Here is a 16,883-nt window from a genome sequence, read left to right as displayed (position 1 = left end):
TCCGGATTTGCTACGCGACAAAGTAACTATAATTTACTTATACGCGCCAAAAACTACTATAATTAGCTTTATCTTGAATATTAAACTCGATTATTTTTGCTAGTAAATCAAAATCTACTGGTTTCTTCCATAAAATCCGGAAAATTCCCTTCGTATGACTATAACCAGCTTCTTTCAGTTCCGTTTCAAAACGATCAATTCCAGCTACTTCTGGGGAAACACTCATATGCTGTTTTGCAATTGAGAATCCAATGATGAACGTACCATTATTGGTGAACATTGGTGTATTCCATTTGATTTCTGGCTTTAGATTTGGAAAAGTTTCCGCCACCCAGGTTAAAACTTCTTGTGTTCGTGCGCGGTGTTCCGGGTTTTCAATCTCAGCTAGATATTCTGCAAAAGCTTCCATATTATTTCCTCCTAAAAAACATAATCTTACAGTTACTCTTATTATAAAGAAAAACTGCTGTGATGCAAGGCGCGGCTATTAGATACGGCAAACAAAAACAAGCCTCTGAGTCAGGCTTGTTTTTGTTTAGCTTAATATAGTCGGGCTTTTTTCAGGTTTATTTGTTTCGCTTCGTATGCTCGGGTGATGCTCTCTTTATTTGAAACTTCGGAAACGCCTACATTCCACCAGTTAAGGTAGCCTTCTGACATGGTTTTAGGCAACACTTTCATGTCGATTAAAGTTGTTTTGGTTTGTTTTTTGGCGTCTTCTAACGCGTTGACTAAGTCTTCTTTTGTGTTGGCTTTATAGACTTTTGCGCCGTATCCTTCTGCAATTTTAGCGTAATCGACTTGCATAATTTGGTTATTGTTATCGCGGAATTCACAGAAGAAACTTTCACTACCATTTGCCATTTGAAGATTGTTGATACAGCCAAATCCGGAATTATCGAAGAGCATAATGTTAATTTTTTTGCCGTATTGTAAGGAAGTCAGTAGTTCAGAGTGGGACATGCAGAAACTGCCATCACCGACGATAGAGTATACTTCTTGGTTATCGCTTGCGGCCATTTTTGCACCAAGAGCACCATTTATTTCGTAGCCCATGCAAGAGTAGCCATATTCTAGGTGATACGTGTTTGGTACAGCGGGATTCCACAGTCGTTGCAGGTCGCCCGGAAGTGAACCAGCTGAACACACTACGATGCTATCTGGCGCCACGGTATCATTAATTGTAATCAATGCTTCGGTTTGTGTGAATTCCGTCTGTAAGCTATCGGCATATTCGTTTAAAGTTGTTTGATCAAATTGATTTTTGATTTCTGGAGCGAAATTATCACGATTGAATTTTGTATGTTGTAGACGTGTTCGTTCTTTTAGCCATTCTTTTTTATACGTCGAAATCTTGTCACCAAATTGGGTTTTGTATCCTTTTAAAAGTGGCGTGAGTTCGATTAGGGTTGCTTTGGCATCACCGACCACTTGGAAGGCATCTAGTTTATATGTTTGCATACGGCTGACGTTGATATTGATAAATTTAGTCGCTGGGTTAAAGGCTGTCTTGGAGCTCGTTGTGAAATCGGTATAGCGTGTGCCAATTCCAATCACTAAATCGGCCTCGTGGATTATTTTATTTGCAGCCAGTGTACCGAGGATGCCTGTGCCGCCTAGGTTGTTTTTGAAGCTAAACTCCACGGTGGATTTCCCAGCATGCGTTTCGACGAGCGGAATGTCGTTTTGTTCGGAAAGGGCGATTAATTCTTTGCGGGCATCTGAATAGCGGGCGCCACCTCCAACAATGATAACCGGGGTCTGGCTAGCTTTGATAAGTTTCGCCGCCTCGGTTAGTTCGCGTTTTGTCGGAATTTGCCGATTAAGATAGTGGATTCTTTTTTGGAAAAACGTTACTGGGTAATCGAATGCTTCTCCTTCTGTGTCTTGCGCGATACAGATTGTTGCTGGGCCGGCGCTTACTGGGTTGGTCATGACTTCAAAGGCGCGAATCAGTGCGCTCATTAGTTGCTCTGGTCGCTGCACACGGTCAAAATATTTTGAAACTGCTTGGAAGCCATCGTTGGTTGTGATTGCTGTACTCGACTCATGCTCTAGTTGTTGCAAAACTGGGTCGGGCTGTCTGGTTGCGAATGTGTCGGCTGGCAAGAATAATACTGGTAAATTGTTTGCAAATGCTGTTCCAGCTGCTGTAATTAAGTTAGCAGAACCTGGTCCAGCTGACGTGGAACATGCGTAGATGCGCTTACGATTTTTTTGTTTTGCATAGGCGATTGCCGCGTGCGCCATGCCCTGCTCATTTTTTCCTTGGTAGACTTTTAAATGACCTGGATTTTCTTCCAAAGCCTGCCCAATCCCAACCACATTCCCGTGCCCAAACAATGTGAAAATCCCGTCCACAAACGGCGCAGATTCACCGTCCACCTCAATATACTGTTGATTTAAAAATTTCACCAAAGCTTGCGCAGTAGTTAGTCGAATTGTTTTTTCAGTCATCAAAATCCCTCCTAATCCGCGTTCGCAATAAGCGCTTTAATTTCATCGGCTGTTGGCATCGCATCGGAAGAACTATGTTTACTCACAACAATCGAAGCCGCCGCACTTCCGAATTTAAGTGCTGTTTCGATATTTTCGCCGCTAAACAGTCCATATAAGAATGCAGATGCATAGGAATCTCCTGCGCCAAATGTTTTGAGGACTTTAGTTTTATAGGCTTGTGCTCGGAATGTTTCGCCTGCTTTTGTATACGCAAAAGACCCTTCTACACCGTGCTTAATCACGATAATTTCTGCTTTATGTTTGAAAAGATTGTCTATTGTCATTTCATTGTTACCACCAATTTGATTTTCCATCATATCAAATTCGTCACGCGTACCGATTATCACATCCGCTTGTTCCGCGACAAGTGAATAATAAACCGCTGTTTCTTCCGTATTTTTCCAAGTATACGGGCGATAATCCAGTTCAAAAGCGACTATTACATCGTTTTTCTGAGCTAGGTGGACTGCTTTTAAAACGGCTTCCCGTGATGGACTTTGCGCTAAAGCTGTACCTGAAATGAGGAGCACCCGTGTTTCTTTTATGTAGTCTTCCGAAATCTCTTCCGGCGTCAAATATAAATCCGCTACATTTTCACGATACATTAAAATACTACATTCTTCCGGGCTCTTAATTTCCGTAAACGCCAAACCAACTTTGCGCCCAGCTGTATCTTTCACCATTCCAGCCGTGTTTATATTCAAATCGCGCATATATTTTTCAATAAACCTACCATGTTGATCATCTGAAATTTTGCCGATAAAGCCTACTTTTAAGCCGAGTTTTGCGGTTCCTATCGCAATATTCGCCGGGGAACCACCCACATATTTAGAAAAAGTCATCGTTTCTTCCATTGGACGATTGTATTCGACCGCATTCAAATCAATGCAAGCGCGTCCTACTGTGATTAAATCAAATTTTCGTTCGCTATATTTGTTTAGATTCATGCTCCAAATCCTCCTCTTAGTCTCGCTCTAAAATCCATTCATGGTCTGGATCATTGTGAAATTTCCAAACCCGTTTCGGTCCAGCCATCACGTTTAAATAGTAAGAATCATATCCGTCCGGAACCCCCACAGGATGATAGCCCTCTGGAACAATAACCGCATTCTGGTGCTCCACAGCCATCGTTTCATCAAGCGTCCGGTCATCCGTATAGACACGTTGAAAAATAAAACCTTGCTCCGGATTAATTTCATGATAATAACTTTCTTCCAAAAGCGACTCTGCTGGCAGATTATCGCGGTCATGTTTATGCGGCGGATAACTCGAAAAATTTCCGCCATCCGTATACACTTCCACAACCAACAAACTGCTCGCAACCTCACTTACATCTGGCAAAATGTTATGTACCAGTCGTTTATTTTGATATTTTCCGCGTTGCTCAATCGAATTATCACTAGCTTTAATAAGTGTCGTTGGCAAGTCTCGATTCGCCGGGGAGTAGCAAAGCGCTACACGAGCTTTTTCTGTGTCCGCCTTCACTTGAAACGCCCGTCCACCAGAAATAAACACGCTATCTGTCGGAATTTTTTCAAAGACGTTCGCTCTTGTCCCAATCTCCGCAAAAATATCGTCACCCTCACTCACTGTAATTTTCCCAGTAAGCGCGACAATGCAGCACTCCAAATCAGTAAGAGCCTCCTGATAAACGGCGCCTTTTTCCAGTTCAATCAAGCGAAACCCAACATAACTTAGCGGAGAATTCCCTTGGTTAATATCCTGCACAAGCGTAACGCCAGGCGCTATTCTTTCATTTAACGGTTTTCGTAATAGTTTGCTCATGTCCGCACCTCCTATTCTTCGTAACCTTTTAATGAATATCTCGCAGTGACAACTTTCTTATGCGTGTAAAAATCCACACTGTCTTTGCCGTTAGCATGAAGCGTTCCATAAAAGGACGATTTCCAACCAGAAAACGGGAAAAATGCCATCGGAGCAGGTACGCCCAAATTCACACCAAGCATTCCAGCATCAATTTTTTCTCTAAAGTATCGAATTGCTTTGGCATTATTTGTGAAAATACAAGCGCCATTCGCAAATTCAGATTGATTCGCAACCCGTACTGCTTCTTGGAGGTTTTTCACACGAATCACAGATAAAACTGGTGCAAAAATCTCATCTTTCCAAATTGTCATATCCGTCGTAACATCTTCCAAAATCGTCGGTCCAACAAAATATCCTTCAGAAAGCCCTGTTTCACGACCATCTACCGTTAATTTCGCCCCTTCTTCCACGCCTTTTTCAATATAAGCAATTGTGCGTTTTTGATTTTCTTCGCGAATTACCGGACCAAGGAAAACGCCATCGTCTAACCCGTTTCCAATTTTCACATTCTGCGCCGCTGTTCGAAGTGCCGCTAGAAAATCGTCCGCAATACCTTCTTCAACTGTAACAACCGCACACGCCATGCACCGTTCGCCAGCCGATCCAAATGCCGCTGAAATAACATTCGTCACGGTATCTTCTAAATCCGCATCATTAAGCACAATCGTATGGTTTTTCGCGCCTGTCAAAGCTTGCACACGTTTCAAGTTCGCGCTTCCTGTTTTGTAGACATACTCCCCAACCGGCTTAGAACCTACAAAAGAAACCGCTTTAATTGTTTCGTTTTCTAAAATACCATTAACCACATCATGCGCGCCGTATACCACATTGAACACACCTTTTGGAAGACCAGCTTCGGAAAATAATTCAACCAATTTCTCCATTAAAAGCGGTGTTCGCTCAGAAGGTTTTAAAATAAACGAGTTACCGAGCGCGATAGCCATTGGGAACATCCAACAAGGAACCATCATCGGAAAGTTAAATGGTGCAATTCCGCCAACAACTCCGACCGGATAGCGATAATTTGCCGCCTCCACATCTGTTGCAATCGAAGCAAGCGAATCACCCATCATGAGTGTTGGTGCTCCCGCCGCGAACTCAACATTTTCAATACCACGTTGCACTTCGCCGCGTGCCTCAGATAAATTTTTACCATTTTCGAGTGTAATCAGTCTTGCTAGTTCTTCTTTATGTTGAATGAGTAACTGTTGGAAACTAAATAGAACCCGTGCACGTCTTGGCACAGCAACTTGGCTCCATTTTTCAAAAGCTTGTTCGGCAATGACAGCGGCTTGGTCTAATTCCGCGCGCGTCGATATTGGCACTTGGCACAGCACTTCGCCCGTCGCTGGATTGATGACATCTTCGTATTTGTCCGCCTTACTCTCGACCCATTCACCATTAATATAATTCTTTAATTTCCGTACATCTGCCATAAATTATCCCTCCACTTAAAATTACTCATAAGTTAACCATCAATCGATTATAACCCCATCTTAAGCCAATAAAATTGGAGAGTCAATTTAATTTTTGTCACTAACTTCACCATAAAAAATCATAGTTGATTACCTTTTGAGCATGTGTTATAAATAGGGGAGAAAACAATTTTTTTGCCAAAGGATGAATTTCAAATGAAAGTACAACGCATTCAAGCGATAGAGAATTTAATTCACGAAAAAGGCAGCGCTAGCCTCGATGATTTATGCAAACAATTCAACGTTTCTAAAAATACTATTCGTCGCGACATTGCCAAACTTCTCCAAAAAAACACCATCAAAAAAGTCTATGGTGGTGTCGTTTCTATTTATAATAATCCTGAAGAAATTCGGCCGTTCGAAAATCGTGATACAGAAAATCATGCTGAAAAACAGCTTATCGGAAAAGCAGCAGCTGATTTTATTGAAGAGAATGATTTGATTTTTATTGATTCCGGGACAACGACTAGCTGTCTCGCTGCGGCTCTGCCAACGGATAAGGAGATTACTATTATTACGAACAGCCTAGATGTGATTAATTTTGCGAGTGAAATGGATAATGTGAAATTAATTGTGATTGGCTCGACTTTTAAAACGAGTACTAAATCATTTGTTGGCGTGGAGAACTGGGGGTTTTTTGAGAAATACAATATTACAAAAGCTTTCATGGCCGCGACTGCACTTTCGACTACGCATGGGGTGATGAACTCGGATATTTTGGAGTATGAGATTAAGCGCCATATGATGGAAAAAGCCAGGGAGAAATTTTTGCTGGTGGATCATACAAAGGTGGATAAATCGGCGTTGCTTACGTACGGGGAGCTGGCGGAATTTGATTGGTTGGTTACGTCGAAGGAAATGGCTGGTGGGTGTTTGGGGTATTGTGCGGATGTTGGGGTTTTGGTGAGGTTGGTTTAGTGAAAAGCCCCTTTCATATGAAAGGGGCCTCTTGATTTGGCTATTTTTCTCCGTACCATTCTTTCTCCGTAAATCTATAAGCTTTTCGAAATTCCTCTGCATATTTCCCAATCAATCTTGCTTTTACATATTGAGATGGCGAAAATAGCAATGTTGGCAACAAAGTAAAGCCAATAAGCAAAATGAACAAACCGATTCCCCACACAACATATTCTAAAAAACTTGAATTTCCTACTGCGGTATCCATATTCATAAGCCACCATTTATTTCCACGATAAAATAAAACAGCAATTACAGCAAGAACCAGAAAAGCTCCTAAAATTTTAGTAATTATGTTTGAAAACACTTTTTTTCCAGATTTAGCTGTCGTTTCAAATATCTCTTTCACATATGTATTTACTCGAGCCCGAATTAATAAAATAGAACCTCCGTAGCCCAAAATAATATAAACTAACGGAATCAAGTGATATCTATCTGCCTCTACTCGTAAAAAAACAATCATAAAAAAGATTGCAGCAGTTTGCCATACTAAATATAATACCAAGTTATAGTTTGTTACTTTGAAAATTGGTTGTAACGCAACATATCTAATTAACAGGCTACCTATAAGAATACAAGCTACTGCTGGGTATATTGGATAATAATTGATTGCTGGTAAACATAGTAATAAGGCGAATAAAATACTCACCATTATCTTACCTATATAGCTAGATGTATGTTCTTTCATTGTATTAATCTGTTCTATTTCTTTGGAACTGATTGTATCTCGTGCTTCTTCATAACTCACATTTTTCATCATCTCTACCACCTTGGGAGGCCCTTGTTAAAATCAGTTACATTTACACGGCCACTTTGTTTTCCAAACCAATCTTCCTTTATCTTACCAACATTTCCTTCATTAAGATTTTTTTCTCTTTGATCATATAATTCATACTGCTCAGCCAGCCATTTTTCTGCATCTGAATCTGTACCAAATCCCATTAGTCCATCCCAACCTATTTTCCCATTATCACCTAACCACTTAAATGGGGTTTGAATCTCCATCCCTTGAACTGCAGTATTCACTGTTCCAAATAATGCACCTGGTAAACCTCCATATTGAGCACCTTCAAGTGGTCCAGCTTTTAATATAAACAAATTAAGACCTCCATATATAGCCTTACTTGCGTTTCCATAAGCCGGGCTCTTAGGATCTATATATTCATCATACGCATAGGCAGTTATACTAAACCCATCTCCAGCATAACCAATACCTTCAACTGTCACTTTATGAGTTTTAATAAAATCAGAAACTGGTCCTAATTTCTTAAATAAATCAAATCCCACTTTAGATCCAGCTATTATTTTTGCTCCCTCGCTGGTTTTAGATAGAACTTTTGTTGTATAACCAATTGGAGCAAGGACATTCCATCCTTTTTCGTTTAGTTTAATCAATCCACTATAGACAATCGCTTGGGTGGCGATAGATGTCTTACTGATATATGTAGCGAATTTAGCACTATTTAAAACTTTTGTAGCAACATCTTTTGGAAGTTTATTCCAACTCTCTTGTGCGATAAAGATTCCAAGAGCTGCATTTTGAAGTCCTTCAGGGAATTTATCTAAAGCTCCGATTACGTAACCGAATAAACGATCATTATTTTTAATTTTTTCAATAGCTACTGCTGGATTTTTCTCAAATAACTCATTTAACTCCTTAATTACTGCATTCCTTTCCTTCTCTATCATTTCAGTTTGTTGTTTTTCACTTTTCAATTCTGTAAACCAGCTTTTATCTATTCCAGCAGGAAGTTGATAACTCCCATCGCTATTTACAGTTGTATTATTTAAAATCAAAACACCTTGCATTGCTAATTTCATTTCATCAAGACTGCTAGTAAATAAGTTTTTTGTTTGTCCATCAAATTCATATAACTTCTCTAGCTTCTTCTGGAGTTCTTCAATATCCTGTTGAAGAACATCCGACATCTGGTTTAGCTCTCTTTTACAATCTTGTGCAGCATCAAATAATGCTCTAATTAAACTTGTCTTCATTATCATATTCATTATGGTAACAGTTTTTTCTATTGATGTATTCATATCTTTTTTAGCTTCAATTTGTTGCTTTAAGATGTCTTCGTCAAGGTAACCTTCACCTGAGACTATTGAGTTGGTTGACTGGTACCTGTTTAATTCGTGTTCAATTGCATCACAAGCTGATGTTACTTTTTCGATTGTAGGTAAAACAAGATTTACAAATAAATCCTTACCCGCTGTATAAGCTGCTCCAGATAAGGTTCGTCCATCAACAGCCTGAATAATTTTTTTACTTCCCTCTTTTAGTTGTGCAACTACATCTTTTCCACTGGCTAAATTTTTAGAGAGTGCTTTTATCACCTGCTCCGAATCACGGCTTGAATAAATCAATCCCAAGGAATCTCACTCCTTTTTTTAAATAATTCTTCTCGCTCATTATCTATTTCAAGTATCTCTTTTTGAAAACAATAATTAAACTCTTCTTGTGCATATTGAACTTGATGTCGAAGCTTACTCTCCAAATGATCATCCCATTGTTGAGCTTGATAGTGCTCATTTTTTCCCGTCCCAGTATTATCCTCATTCAAATACCTTAATCGCTGAAAACCTCTTTTAAAATCTTCATCTAATTGGTAAAGAGACTTTTCAATTTCCTTTTGATTTTCTACCAACTTATCCATCTGATTTTCTTTTTGGATAATTAATTCATTATATGTTGCTCGTTTTTGTTCATTTGTTTTCTCATTCAATTTTTTCATCCCTTAAAATTTGATTTGGCTATCTTTAAGAGCCATCATTTTAGCAATTTTCGGAAATTTTTCACTTTGTGTCTGTACACACTCGACTAAATCAATTAAATTAGGCAACAATTCATTATTAACTTCTTCTCCAAACATCATGCTTGAAATGTTACTTTTTTCTAGAGAAATTTTTTCACCTTTATCTACAGAAACTGATTTCACTCCAGATACAGCTGCAACAGTCGAATTTGTATTGGAAGCTATTTTCTCCATTATAATCATGTCTCCTTCTCTCTTTAATTAATAAAAAGGACTTCAGTATTAGAAAAATATACGTTGAATATAGAAACTTTATATTATATCTACTATTTACTATATTATATCATCAGCAGCTCCTTAATTTTGTGAGCAATTTGTGAACCTATGATCAAAAATATAACTAATTAACACTATTTTTAGTGTGTTTTTTTACTTTACTTTTAATTATACAAATAAAAAAAGACCCCTTTCATCCGAAAGAGATCTCCTCAACTTACTTACTAACAACCGGAATATAAAGCGTAAAATCCGCTTCTCTAAGATCTTCCAAATTAAACGATCCTGCAATACCAACCGTGTCGCTTTGGCTCACTTCGCCGTATGCTGCGCCGATGAAGGCGTCTAGAGCTGGGCGGTCTGTTTCGCTTGTTACGAATTTTGCGTATTTGCCTGCTGGGATGTCGAAGGTTGTGTCGCCGTTTTCGCCGTTCGCGCTTGCCACGATGTAATATTGTAAGCCGTCAAGACTTGCGTTAATGCCAACGTAGTCTTTTTCGTTTTTTGCAAATTTTGTGTAGGCTGATTCTTTGATTTCGCTCATTGGGCCAAAGCCTTTTTGTGGATCAAATTCAGGGATTTCTACTTTGTTTCCAGTAAATGTTTCTTTTTTCAATTCAACAATTTCAAATGCCATAATATTTCCCTCCAAAAAGTTACTTAACTTTGATATGATGTAACTATAACACGCGAATGATGACAACTGTCTGTCATCATTTCGAAAAAAGGAGAAAAAAATGAAAATCGAGCGACTCATCGGAATTATCATGCTGCTCCTCCAACGTGAGTTAGTCAGTGCTTCTGAAATGGCTACGATGTTTGAGGTCTCTAAACGTACTATTTTTCGCGATATTGACACGCTCTCGATGGCGAACATCCCGATTTACACGATTGCCGGAACGAAAGGTGGCATTGGAATTATGCCTACCTACAAAGTCGATAAAAAGCTTCTGACAGCAGATGATTTAACAGCTATTATCGCCAGCTTAGACGGTATGGAACAATTACTTTCTTCCGCAGAAACTAAAAAAACGCTCCAAAAAATGAAAAACATGCTCGACCATTCCAGCGAACCACCCAAAAGTTCGATTTCGCTTGATTTCTCCAATTTATCCATGAAAAAAGAGTTAAATGCAAAAGTCGAAAGTTTATATTTAGCGATAAAAAAACATCAACTAGTGGAACTCAGCTATATTGATCGAACCGGCAATCAAACCGTTCGTAAAACTGAGCCGTATCACCTCCTGTTTAGGAATCGTTCTTGGTATTTACAAGGTTACAGCTTGGAGCGTAGCGATTTTCGGACGTTTAAAATGTCGCGTATTGTTGAACTGAAAACGCTGGAAGACACTTTTGAAGCTCGGCCTTTTGTTGTAAAACCGTTCGGCATGACCGCAGATAGACCCACGTTCTTGATGCATGAAGTCACTTTAATTGTAGATAAAATAGCTCGTGAACAAATCGTTGAACGCTTTGATCCAGTTGCAATTTCACAGCAAGATGAAGAGCATTTTTTAGTAAAAGTGACACTTCCCGATCATGAGGCTGGGTACCGCTTTTTGCTCCAACTTGGAACGCATGTAACCATTCAAAACCGTGATGACTTTTACGATAGTTTTGTTGATTATTTAGCAGAAATTCAAGGAAAATATATCTAAAAATGGCTCTGCTAAACAATTAGCAGAGCCATTTGATGTTAATCTTTATATTTATAATCCAAATCTTGATACGCTGTTTGGTACGGTCCACCATCAGCTACTTCTGAATGATAAAGTGCTTTTAAAGCGAAAGTTTTTTCTAAGTCCATTTCTTTCATTAGCTTTTGAAGGCGTTCTTGCAAGTCTACGCTATCTTTTACAAGCTCTTTCATTTGTGATTTTACATATTTCATAGTAATTCCGCTCCTTTTCACACATTATAACACTTTCTTGTCTGATAAAAAAGGAGTGCGACTATAAGCCACACTCCCTTACTTTTTTAACCGATTAATTCGATTGCTCTCTCAAGCACTGCTACTCCGTTTACACGGCCGTAGTCTAACATATTAATTACTTCGACCGGAATTTTACCTTCCACTACTTTTTCTGTATTTCCTTTTAAATAACCAACTTGTGGTCCAAGCAAAATGACATCTGCTTTTTCCCAGTTTTCGTGTAGTTCAGCGTCGGATACAGCCCAGATATTTGCTTCAATACCTTGCTCCGCGCCTGCTGCTTTCATTTTTTCTACTAAGAAACTTGTGGACATACCAGCATTACATACTAATAAAATGTTTTTCATTGGTTAGACTTCCTTTCTTATTTTGCCTCTGTTTTTTGAGCTGTAGCAAAAGCAACTTTTTCATCCATGCGTAGGAATGGTAGATAGATAAAGACTGTTATAACAATGATAATTACTTGTAGAACGGACGCGCGCCAGTCCCCACCAGTTGCTAAGAAACCTGAAATAATCGGCGGTGTCGTCCACGGGGTTTGTACTACTACATGATTAATCCAACCTGCTGCCGTCGCAAAATACGCAGTTGTTAAAGAGAAAATCGGCGCTAATACGAACGGGATAATTAGTAATGGGTTGAAGACAATCGGTAAACCAAAGATAATTGGTTCACTAATATTAAATAGCGACGGTGCTGCTGATAGTTTGGAAATATCTTTATAGTCTTTTCGTTTTCCAAAGATGAAAATGGCAATTAGTAGGCCAATCGTGTTTCCTGAGCCACCCATAACCGCAAATGTATCTTTGAAAGCCATGTTAATAATATGCGGAATTTCTTGATGATTAGCATAAGCCACCATGTTCTCTTGCATATTTTGAAGTAAAAATGGATCTAGTAACGGACCAGAAATAACTGCTTGGTGAATCCCTAAGCCGAAGAATAAGTTGGCGATGGATGTAATTAGCAAGAATCCTGGAAGACTTGTCGTCACATAGCTAAGTGGCTTCGTGATAATCGTTGTAACAAGCGTGTTAAAGTCCATGCTGAAAATTTGATTAACTGCAAATGACACAACTGAGAAAATAATAACCGTAATCATAATTGGAATTAACACGTTAAATGATTTAATAACTGCCGGTGGAATATTTCCTGTTAAATTGATTTGCATACGTTTGTTTTTCGATAATTTAATGAATAAATCGGTTGCAATTAAGCCAACGATAATACCGACGAACATACCTGACGCACCAGTATAACTAACTGGGATAACGTTCGGTACTTCGATTGATTTTGATGCGCCTTCTGGAAGGAACGTCATCGCAATCGGTGTTACGACGATAAATGAAGATAAGGCAACAAGAATTGGAGCAATGACGTTTTTATAGCCACGATTCAAACATAAATGATATGAAATCGCCACAGTGACTAAAAGCGTAATAACACTCAAGGTACCATTTCCGATTGAAATACCAATCTCTTGCCATGTTTTAAGTGTATCTGGGTTAACAATTTTGCCCATAAAGCCAGTCGGTTCTAAAATAACATAGTTAATCAGTGTGACAAAACCAGCTAAAATCATGAACGGCATAATACTCGCAAAAGCATCACGCAATGAACGCAAATGAATCTGACCACCAAGACGTTGTGCTACATTAATAAAACCATTAACAATCGACTTCTTTTTCGTTTCAGCCATTAGTTGTTTCCTCCCTTTTCGTCCCAACTAGTTTGCTTGTTTCATATTCAAAACCGTTCATATCGCTCATTTTTTTATAAAATTCGCCACTTTTCTTCATTGTGCGTTTGCCAGTTTCGACATCAAGTGAAACGAGTCCGTAACGGTTTTTATATGCGTTAATCCACGACCAACAATCAATGAAAGTCCACAGGTGATACCCCTTAATATCGCAACCTTCTGCAATCGCTTGATGTACATACGCCAAATGATCTTTAACAAATTGGATCCGGTAATCATCTTGAATTTGTCCTTCTTCATTTAAGAAACGCTCTTCATTTGCCACTCCCATACCATTTTCAGAAATAAATGATTCGATATTGCCGTAATTATCGCGAATATCAATACATAAATCATAAATTCCACGTTCATAAATTTCCCAACCGCGATAAATATTCATTCGTTTACCTGGCATATTGTGCGGTTCAAAAAACCAATCTGGTAAAAACGGACTTTTTTCATTAATCGCCGTTAAACGGGCTTTGACGCGTCTTGGTTCATAGTAATTTAGGCCAAGAATTTGCGCCGTATTTTCTTTAATAATCGTCAAATCTTCTTCCGTATATTCCGGCATTTGATCGTATTCGCGCATGATTTCTACTAATTTTTCTGGGAAAGTTCCTTTAACCATTGGATCCAAGAAACTTCTCGTATAAAAAGCATCACAGATTTCTGCAGCTTCTAAATCGTATTCGTTTTGGCTACGCGGATAAGTCGGACTAAGGTTTAAAATAACGCCGATTTTGGATGACAAATTTAATTTTTTGAAAGCTTTAATAGCTAAAGCATGTGCCAAAATCGTGTTAAAACCAGCTTGTGCGCCGCGTTTGAAGTCGATTTGATTCGGATAATGGAAATCTTCTAAATAACCGCCAAGAATCGGTCCAAGTGGTTCGTTAAATGTAAACCAGTGATAAACTAAATCGCCAAATTCTTTAAAACAAGTATCCGCAAAATGGACATAAGCATCAACAACTTCCCTTGATTCCCAGCCCCCAGCGTCTTGAAGTGCAACGGGCATATCGAAATGATATAAATTCGCAAATGGTTTGATACCGTTTTCATTCATTTCAGTAAGTAAATCACGATAAAACGCAATAGCTTTCTGGTTCACTTCACCAACACCATCATTTGGAAACATTCGCGCCCATGAAATCGAAATCCGGAACGAATTATGTCCTGTTTTCTTCATCCACTGTACGTCTTCTTTATACCGATTAAAATGATCTGTTGTAATTTCTGAACCTACACCTTCGTAAAAGCGATTCGGTTCTGTTTCAAACCAATGCTCCCAAACAGTTTTTGCCTTACCAGTGTCGCCGCGACCTTCTGCTTGTTCCGCAGACCACGCAGAGCCCCACCAAAAATCTTTTGGAAACGTTAATAATTCTTTCATTTTTTATGGCCTCCCTTTTGTCAAAATAAATATAGCATACATTTATTTAAAAAACAATACTTTTATTAAAAGATATATACTTTTCTTCATAGGGATACCTTTTTGTAAAAGTATATGGTATACTATGCTTATTACATCAGTAAAGGAGCCAATAAAATGTCGGGAATGGCTAAATACATGGAAATATACATAGATATCCGTGATAAAATCAATCAAAACAAATACGAAATTAACGAGAAATTGCCTGATGGGGATAGTATGGCTCGCACGTATGATTGCAGCAAGCTCACTGTCAAAAAAGCACTGGATATGCTTGTACAAGAAGGCATGATTATTAGACGCCGCGGGGCTGGTACTTTCGTGAAATCTCATTCTACTAACGGCGGTGAATTCGCGCTAGGGCCAATGTCTGGACTTGTAAATACATTTGGAAAAGACAACATTAAATCGAAAGTCATTTTATTTTCCATTGAAAAACCATCGAAAGAAGTCGCAGAAAAATTAGAGATGCAGGATGACTATATTTACCGAATCATCCGGATGAGAGAAGTTGGTCATAAAGCCTATTCGATTGAACATACTTATATGCCACTTGCGATTATTCCAGGACTTGAGCCGCACCATTTAGAAGATTCGATTTATAATTATATTCGTGATGATTTAAAACTCAAGATGCAGAGTGCCCATGTTTGGGTACGCGGGGATAAATCGAATCAAGAAGATAGTAAACTCCTCGATTTAGAAGAACCTACTTTTATGATGGAAATTGAGAAATTAGCGCATTTGGAAGATGGCCGAGTGTTTGAATATTCGATTACACGCCATACGTATGAATCGTTTGTGTTTGAAACGGTTTTTGTGCAGAATTAAAAAAACAGCGACTCTCTGAAGTAGAGAATCGCTGTTTTTTTATATCTTCTTAACAAATTCTGATTTTAATTTCATTGGGCCGAAGCCGTCGATTTTGCAATCAATGTCGTGGTCGCCATCTACTAGGCGAATATTTTTTACTTTTGTTCCCATTTTGATTGGGTTTGATGCGCCTTTTACTTTAAGATCTTTGATGACTGTGACAGAATCGCCATCTGTTAGTACGTTGCCGTTTGAGTCTTTGAACACTTTTTCTTCGGTAGCTTCTTCTGCTACGGCGCTCCACTCATGTCCGCATTCCGGGCAAATTAATAGACCGCGATCTTCGTAGGCATATTCTGAGTTACATTCTGGGCAATTTGGTAATTTTGACATTTTATCAATTCCTCCGATTGTTGTAATAGTTGGCTGTTAATCTTCTAATTCGACGTTATGATATACTTTTTGCACGTCTTCTAAGTCTTCTAAAGCATCAATTAGTTTCTCGAATTTTTCTAAATCCTCACCTGATAATTGAATATCGTTTTGAGGAATCATTTCGATTTCTGCTACTGTAAATTCTTCAATTCCAGCCGCTTTCAAACCTTCTTGTACTTTGTGGAAATCTTCTGGTTCTGCATAAATAATCGCTTGGCCATCTTCGTCTAAAATGTCACGAACATCAATATCCGCTTCCATTAAAAGTTCCAATAGCTCATCTGCGTCTTTTCCTTCGACACCAAAAATAGCTGTATTATCAAACATATACGCAACAGAGCCACTAACGCCCATGTTTCCGCCGTTTTTGCTATAAGCTGCGCGAACATCGGATGCTGTACGATTCACATTATTTGTCAGTGCGTCAACGATAATCATCGAGCCGTTTGGACCAAAGCCTTCATAGCGCAGTTCTGAATACGTTTCATCACCAGTGCCTTTCGCTTTTTCGATTGCACGGTCAATAATATGTTTTGGCACATTGTATGTTTTTGCACGTTCAATAACAAAACGTAATTTTTGGTTGGAATGTGGATCTGGGTCGCCTGATTTAGCCGCTACATATATTTCAATTCCAAATTTCGCATAGATACGACTATTTGTTTTATCTTTTGACGCTTTTTTCTCTTTAATATTTGCCCATTTACGGCCCATATTACCACTCGCTTTCTAATTGGAG

The 16,883-nt window shown here is 38.8% G+C and carries 19 protein-coding genes; 3 read left to right on the top strand and 16 right to left on the bottom strand.

What is annotated here, in order from left to right; translation table 11 throughout:
- Positions 1-37: 37 nt before the first annotated feature.
- From PQQ29_RS02395 to iolA, 5 genes are all read right to left on the bottom strand, one after another.
- Complete coding sequence (locus PQQ29_RS02395; protein WP_112120182.1) at positions 38-409, bottom strand: iron chaperone; 372 nt, start codon at positions 407-409, stop codon at positions 38-40.
- A gap of 131 nt (positions 410-540) precedes the next feature.
- Complete coding sequence (gene iolD, locus PQQ29_RS02390) at positions 541-2,457, bottom strand: 3D-(3,5/4)-trihydroxycyclohexane-1,2-dione acylhydrolase (decyclizing) (RefSeq protein ID WP_187983981.1); 1,917 nt, start codon at positions 2,455-2,457, stop codon at positions 541-543.
- Between the two features lie 11 nt (positions 2,458-2,468).
- The gene (gene iolC / locus PQQ29_RS02385) at positions 2,469-3,446 is read right to left on the bottom strand and encodes a 5-dehydro-2-deoxygluconokinase (RefSeq protein WP_187983980.1); all 978 of its coding nucleotides are present in this window, start codon (positions 3,444-3,446) and stop codon (positions 2,469-2,471) included.
- 16 nt (positions 3,447-3,462) lie between these two features.
- Positions 3,463-4,284, bottom strand: a complete 822-nt coding sequence (gene iolB, locus PQQ29_RS02380; protein WP_187983979.1) for a 5-deoxy-glucuronate isomerase — start codon at positions 4,282-4,284, stop codon at positions 3,463-3,465.
- An 11-nt stretch (positions 4,285-4,295) separates the two neighbouring features.
- Positions 4,296-5,762 (bottom strand): methylmalonate-semialdehyde dehydrogenase, encoded by a 1,467-nt coding sequence (gene iolA / locus PQQ29_RS02375; protein ID WP_010990384.1) that lies wholly within the window; start codon positions 5,760-5,762, stop codon positions 4,296-4,298.
- A gap of 195 nt (positions 5,763-5,957) precedes the next feature.
- Here iolA and PQQ29_RS02370 point away from each other — a divergent pair, with 195 nt between their 5' ends.
- Positions 5,958-6,719 carry a DeoR/GlpR family DNA-binding transcription regulator gene (locus PQQ29_RS02370; RefSeq protein WP_010990383.1) on the top strand — a complete coding sequence of 254 codons (762 nt, stop codon included), beginning with the start codon at positions 5,958-5,960 and terminating at the stop codon, positions 6,717-6,719.
- A gap of 40 nt (positions 6,720-6,759) precedes the next feature.
- Here the strand turns inward: PQQ29_RS02370 and PQQ29_RS02365 are convergent, their stop codons facing one another.
- The 5 genes from PQQ29_RS02365 to PQQ29_RS02345 form a co-directional block, all read right to left on the bottom strand.
- The gene (locus tag PQQ29_RS02365; RefSeq protein WP_149021274.1) at positions 6,760-7,515 is read right to left on the bottom strand and encodes a hypothetical protein; all 756 of its coding nucleotides are present in this window, start codon (positions 7,513-7,515) and stop codon (positions 6,760-6,762) included.
- Positions 7,516-7,520: 5 nt separating this feature from the next.
- The gene (locus tag PQQ29_RS02360) at positions 7,521-9,131 is read right to left on the bottom strand and encodes a T7SS effector LXG polymorphic toxin (protein ID WP_010990381.1); all 1,611 of its coding nucleotides are present in this window, start codon (positions 9,129-9,131) and stop codon (positions 7,521-7,523) included.
- Positions 9,122-9,493: a hypothetical protein gene (locus tag PQQ29_RS02355; protein WP_228463635.1), complete on the bottom strand. Its 372-nt coding sequence runs from the start codon at positions 9,491-9,493 to the stop codon at positions 9,122-9,124. The genes PQQ29_RS02360 and PQQ29_RS02355 overlap by 10 nt, the downstream gene beginning before the upstream one ends.
- Positions 9,494-9,496: 3 nt before the next feature.
- Positions 9,497-9,748, bottom strand: coding sequence for a hypothetical protein (locus tag PQQ29_RS02350; RefSeq protein ID WP_041918357.1), 252 nt, complete (start codon positions 9,746-9,748; stop codon positions 9,497-9,499).
- Between the two features lie 259 nt (positions 9,749-10,007).
- Entirely contained in the window at positions 10,008-10,427 is a 420-nt protein-coding gene (locus PQQ29_RS02345; RefSeq protein ID WP_003760332.1) for an effector binding domain-containing protein, read from the bottom strand.
- 100 nt (positions 10,428-10,527) lie between these two features.
- Here PQQ29_RS02345 and PQQ29_RS02340 point away from each other — a divergent pair, with 100 nt between their 5' ends.
- Complete coding sequence (locus PQQ29_RS02340; RefSeq protein WP_187983978.1) at positions 10,528-11,448, top strand: helix-turn-helix transcriptional regulator; 921 nt, start codon at positions 10,528-10,530, stop codon at positions 11,446-11,448.
- A gap of 38 nt (positions 11,449-11,486) precedes the next feature.
- Here the strand turns inward: PQQ29_RS02340 and PQQ29_RS02335 are convergent, their stop codons facing one another.
- The 4 genes from PQQ29_RS02335 to PQQ29_RS02320 all read right to left on the bottom strand — a co-directional run bounded on the left by PQQ29_RS02335 (position 11,487) and on the right by PQQ29_RS02320 (position 14,857).
- Positions 11,487-11,681: a hypothetical protein gene (locus PQQ29_RS02335; RefSeq protein ID WP_003724301.1), complete on the bottom strand. Its 195-nt coding sequence runs from the start codon at positions 11,679-11,681 to the stop codon at positions 11,487-11,489.
- Between the two features lie 86 nt (positions 11,682-11,767).
- Positions 11,768-12,070, bottom strand: coding sequence for a PTS sugar transporter subunit IIB (locus PQQ29_RS02330; RefSeq protein WP_187983977.1), 303 nt, complete (start codon positions 12,068-12,070; stop codon positions 11,768-11,770).
- Between the two features lie 17 nt (positions 12,071-12,087).
- Entirely contained in the window at positions 12,088-13,422 is a 1,335-nt protein-coding gene (locus tag PQQ29_RS02325; RefSeq protein ID WP_003760326.1) for a PTS sugar transporter subunit IIC, read from the bottom strand.
- Positions 13,415-14,857, bottom strand: a complete 1,443-nt coding sequence (locus PQQ29_RS02320) for a glycoside hydrolase family 1 protein (protein WP_003770325.1) — start codon at positions 14,855-14,857, stop codon at positions 13,415-13,417. The genes PQQ29_RS02325 and PQQ29_RS02320 overlap by 8 nt, the downstream gene beginning before the upstream one ends.
- 156 nt (positions 14,858-15,013) lie before the next feature.
- On the opposite strand from PQQ29_RS02320, the gene PQQ29_RS02315 reads away from it, so the two are divergent.
- Positions 15,014-15,727, top strand: a complete 714-nt coding sequence (locus PQQ29_RS02315) for a GntR family transcriptional regulator (RefSeq protein ID WP_010990376.1) — start codon at positions 15,014-15,016, stop codon at positions 15,725-15,727.
- 39 nt (positions 15,728-15,766) lie between these two features.
- On the opposite strand, the gene PQQ29_RS02310 is transcribed toward PQQ29_RS02315, so the two are convergent.
- Together PQQ29_RS02310 and PQQ29_RS02305 are read right to left on the bottom strand one after the other, a co-directional pair.
- Positions 15,767-16,102, bottom strand: a complete 336-nt coding sequence (locus PQQ29_RS02310; protein WP_003760313.1) for a zinc ribbon domain-containing protein YjdM — start codon at positions 16,100-16,102, stop codon at positions 15,767-15,769.
- Between the two features lie 36 nt (positions 16,103-16,138).
- Positions 16,139-16,858, bottom strand: coding sequence for a YebC/PmpR family DNA-binding transcriptional regulator (locus PQQ29_RS02305; protein WP_003723220.1), 720 nt, complete (start codon positions 16,856-16,858; stop codon positions 16,139-16,141).
- Positions 16,859-16,883: the final 25 nt, after the last annotated feature.

The sequence above is a fragment of the Listeria innocua genome (assembly GCF_028596125.1).
Taxonomy (GTDB): Bacteria; Bacillota; Bacilli; order Lactobacillales; family Listeriaceae; genus Listeria; species Listeria innocua.
This window is presented reverse-complemented; position numbering and strand designations above follow the sequence as displayed.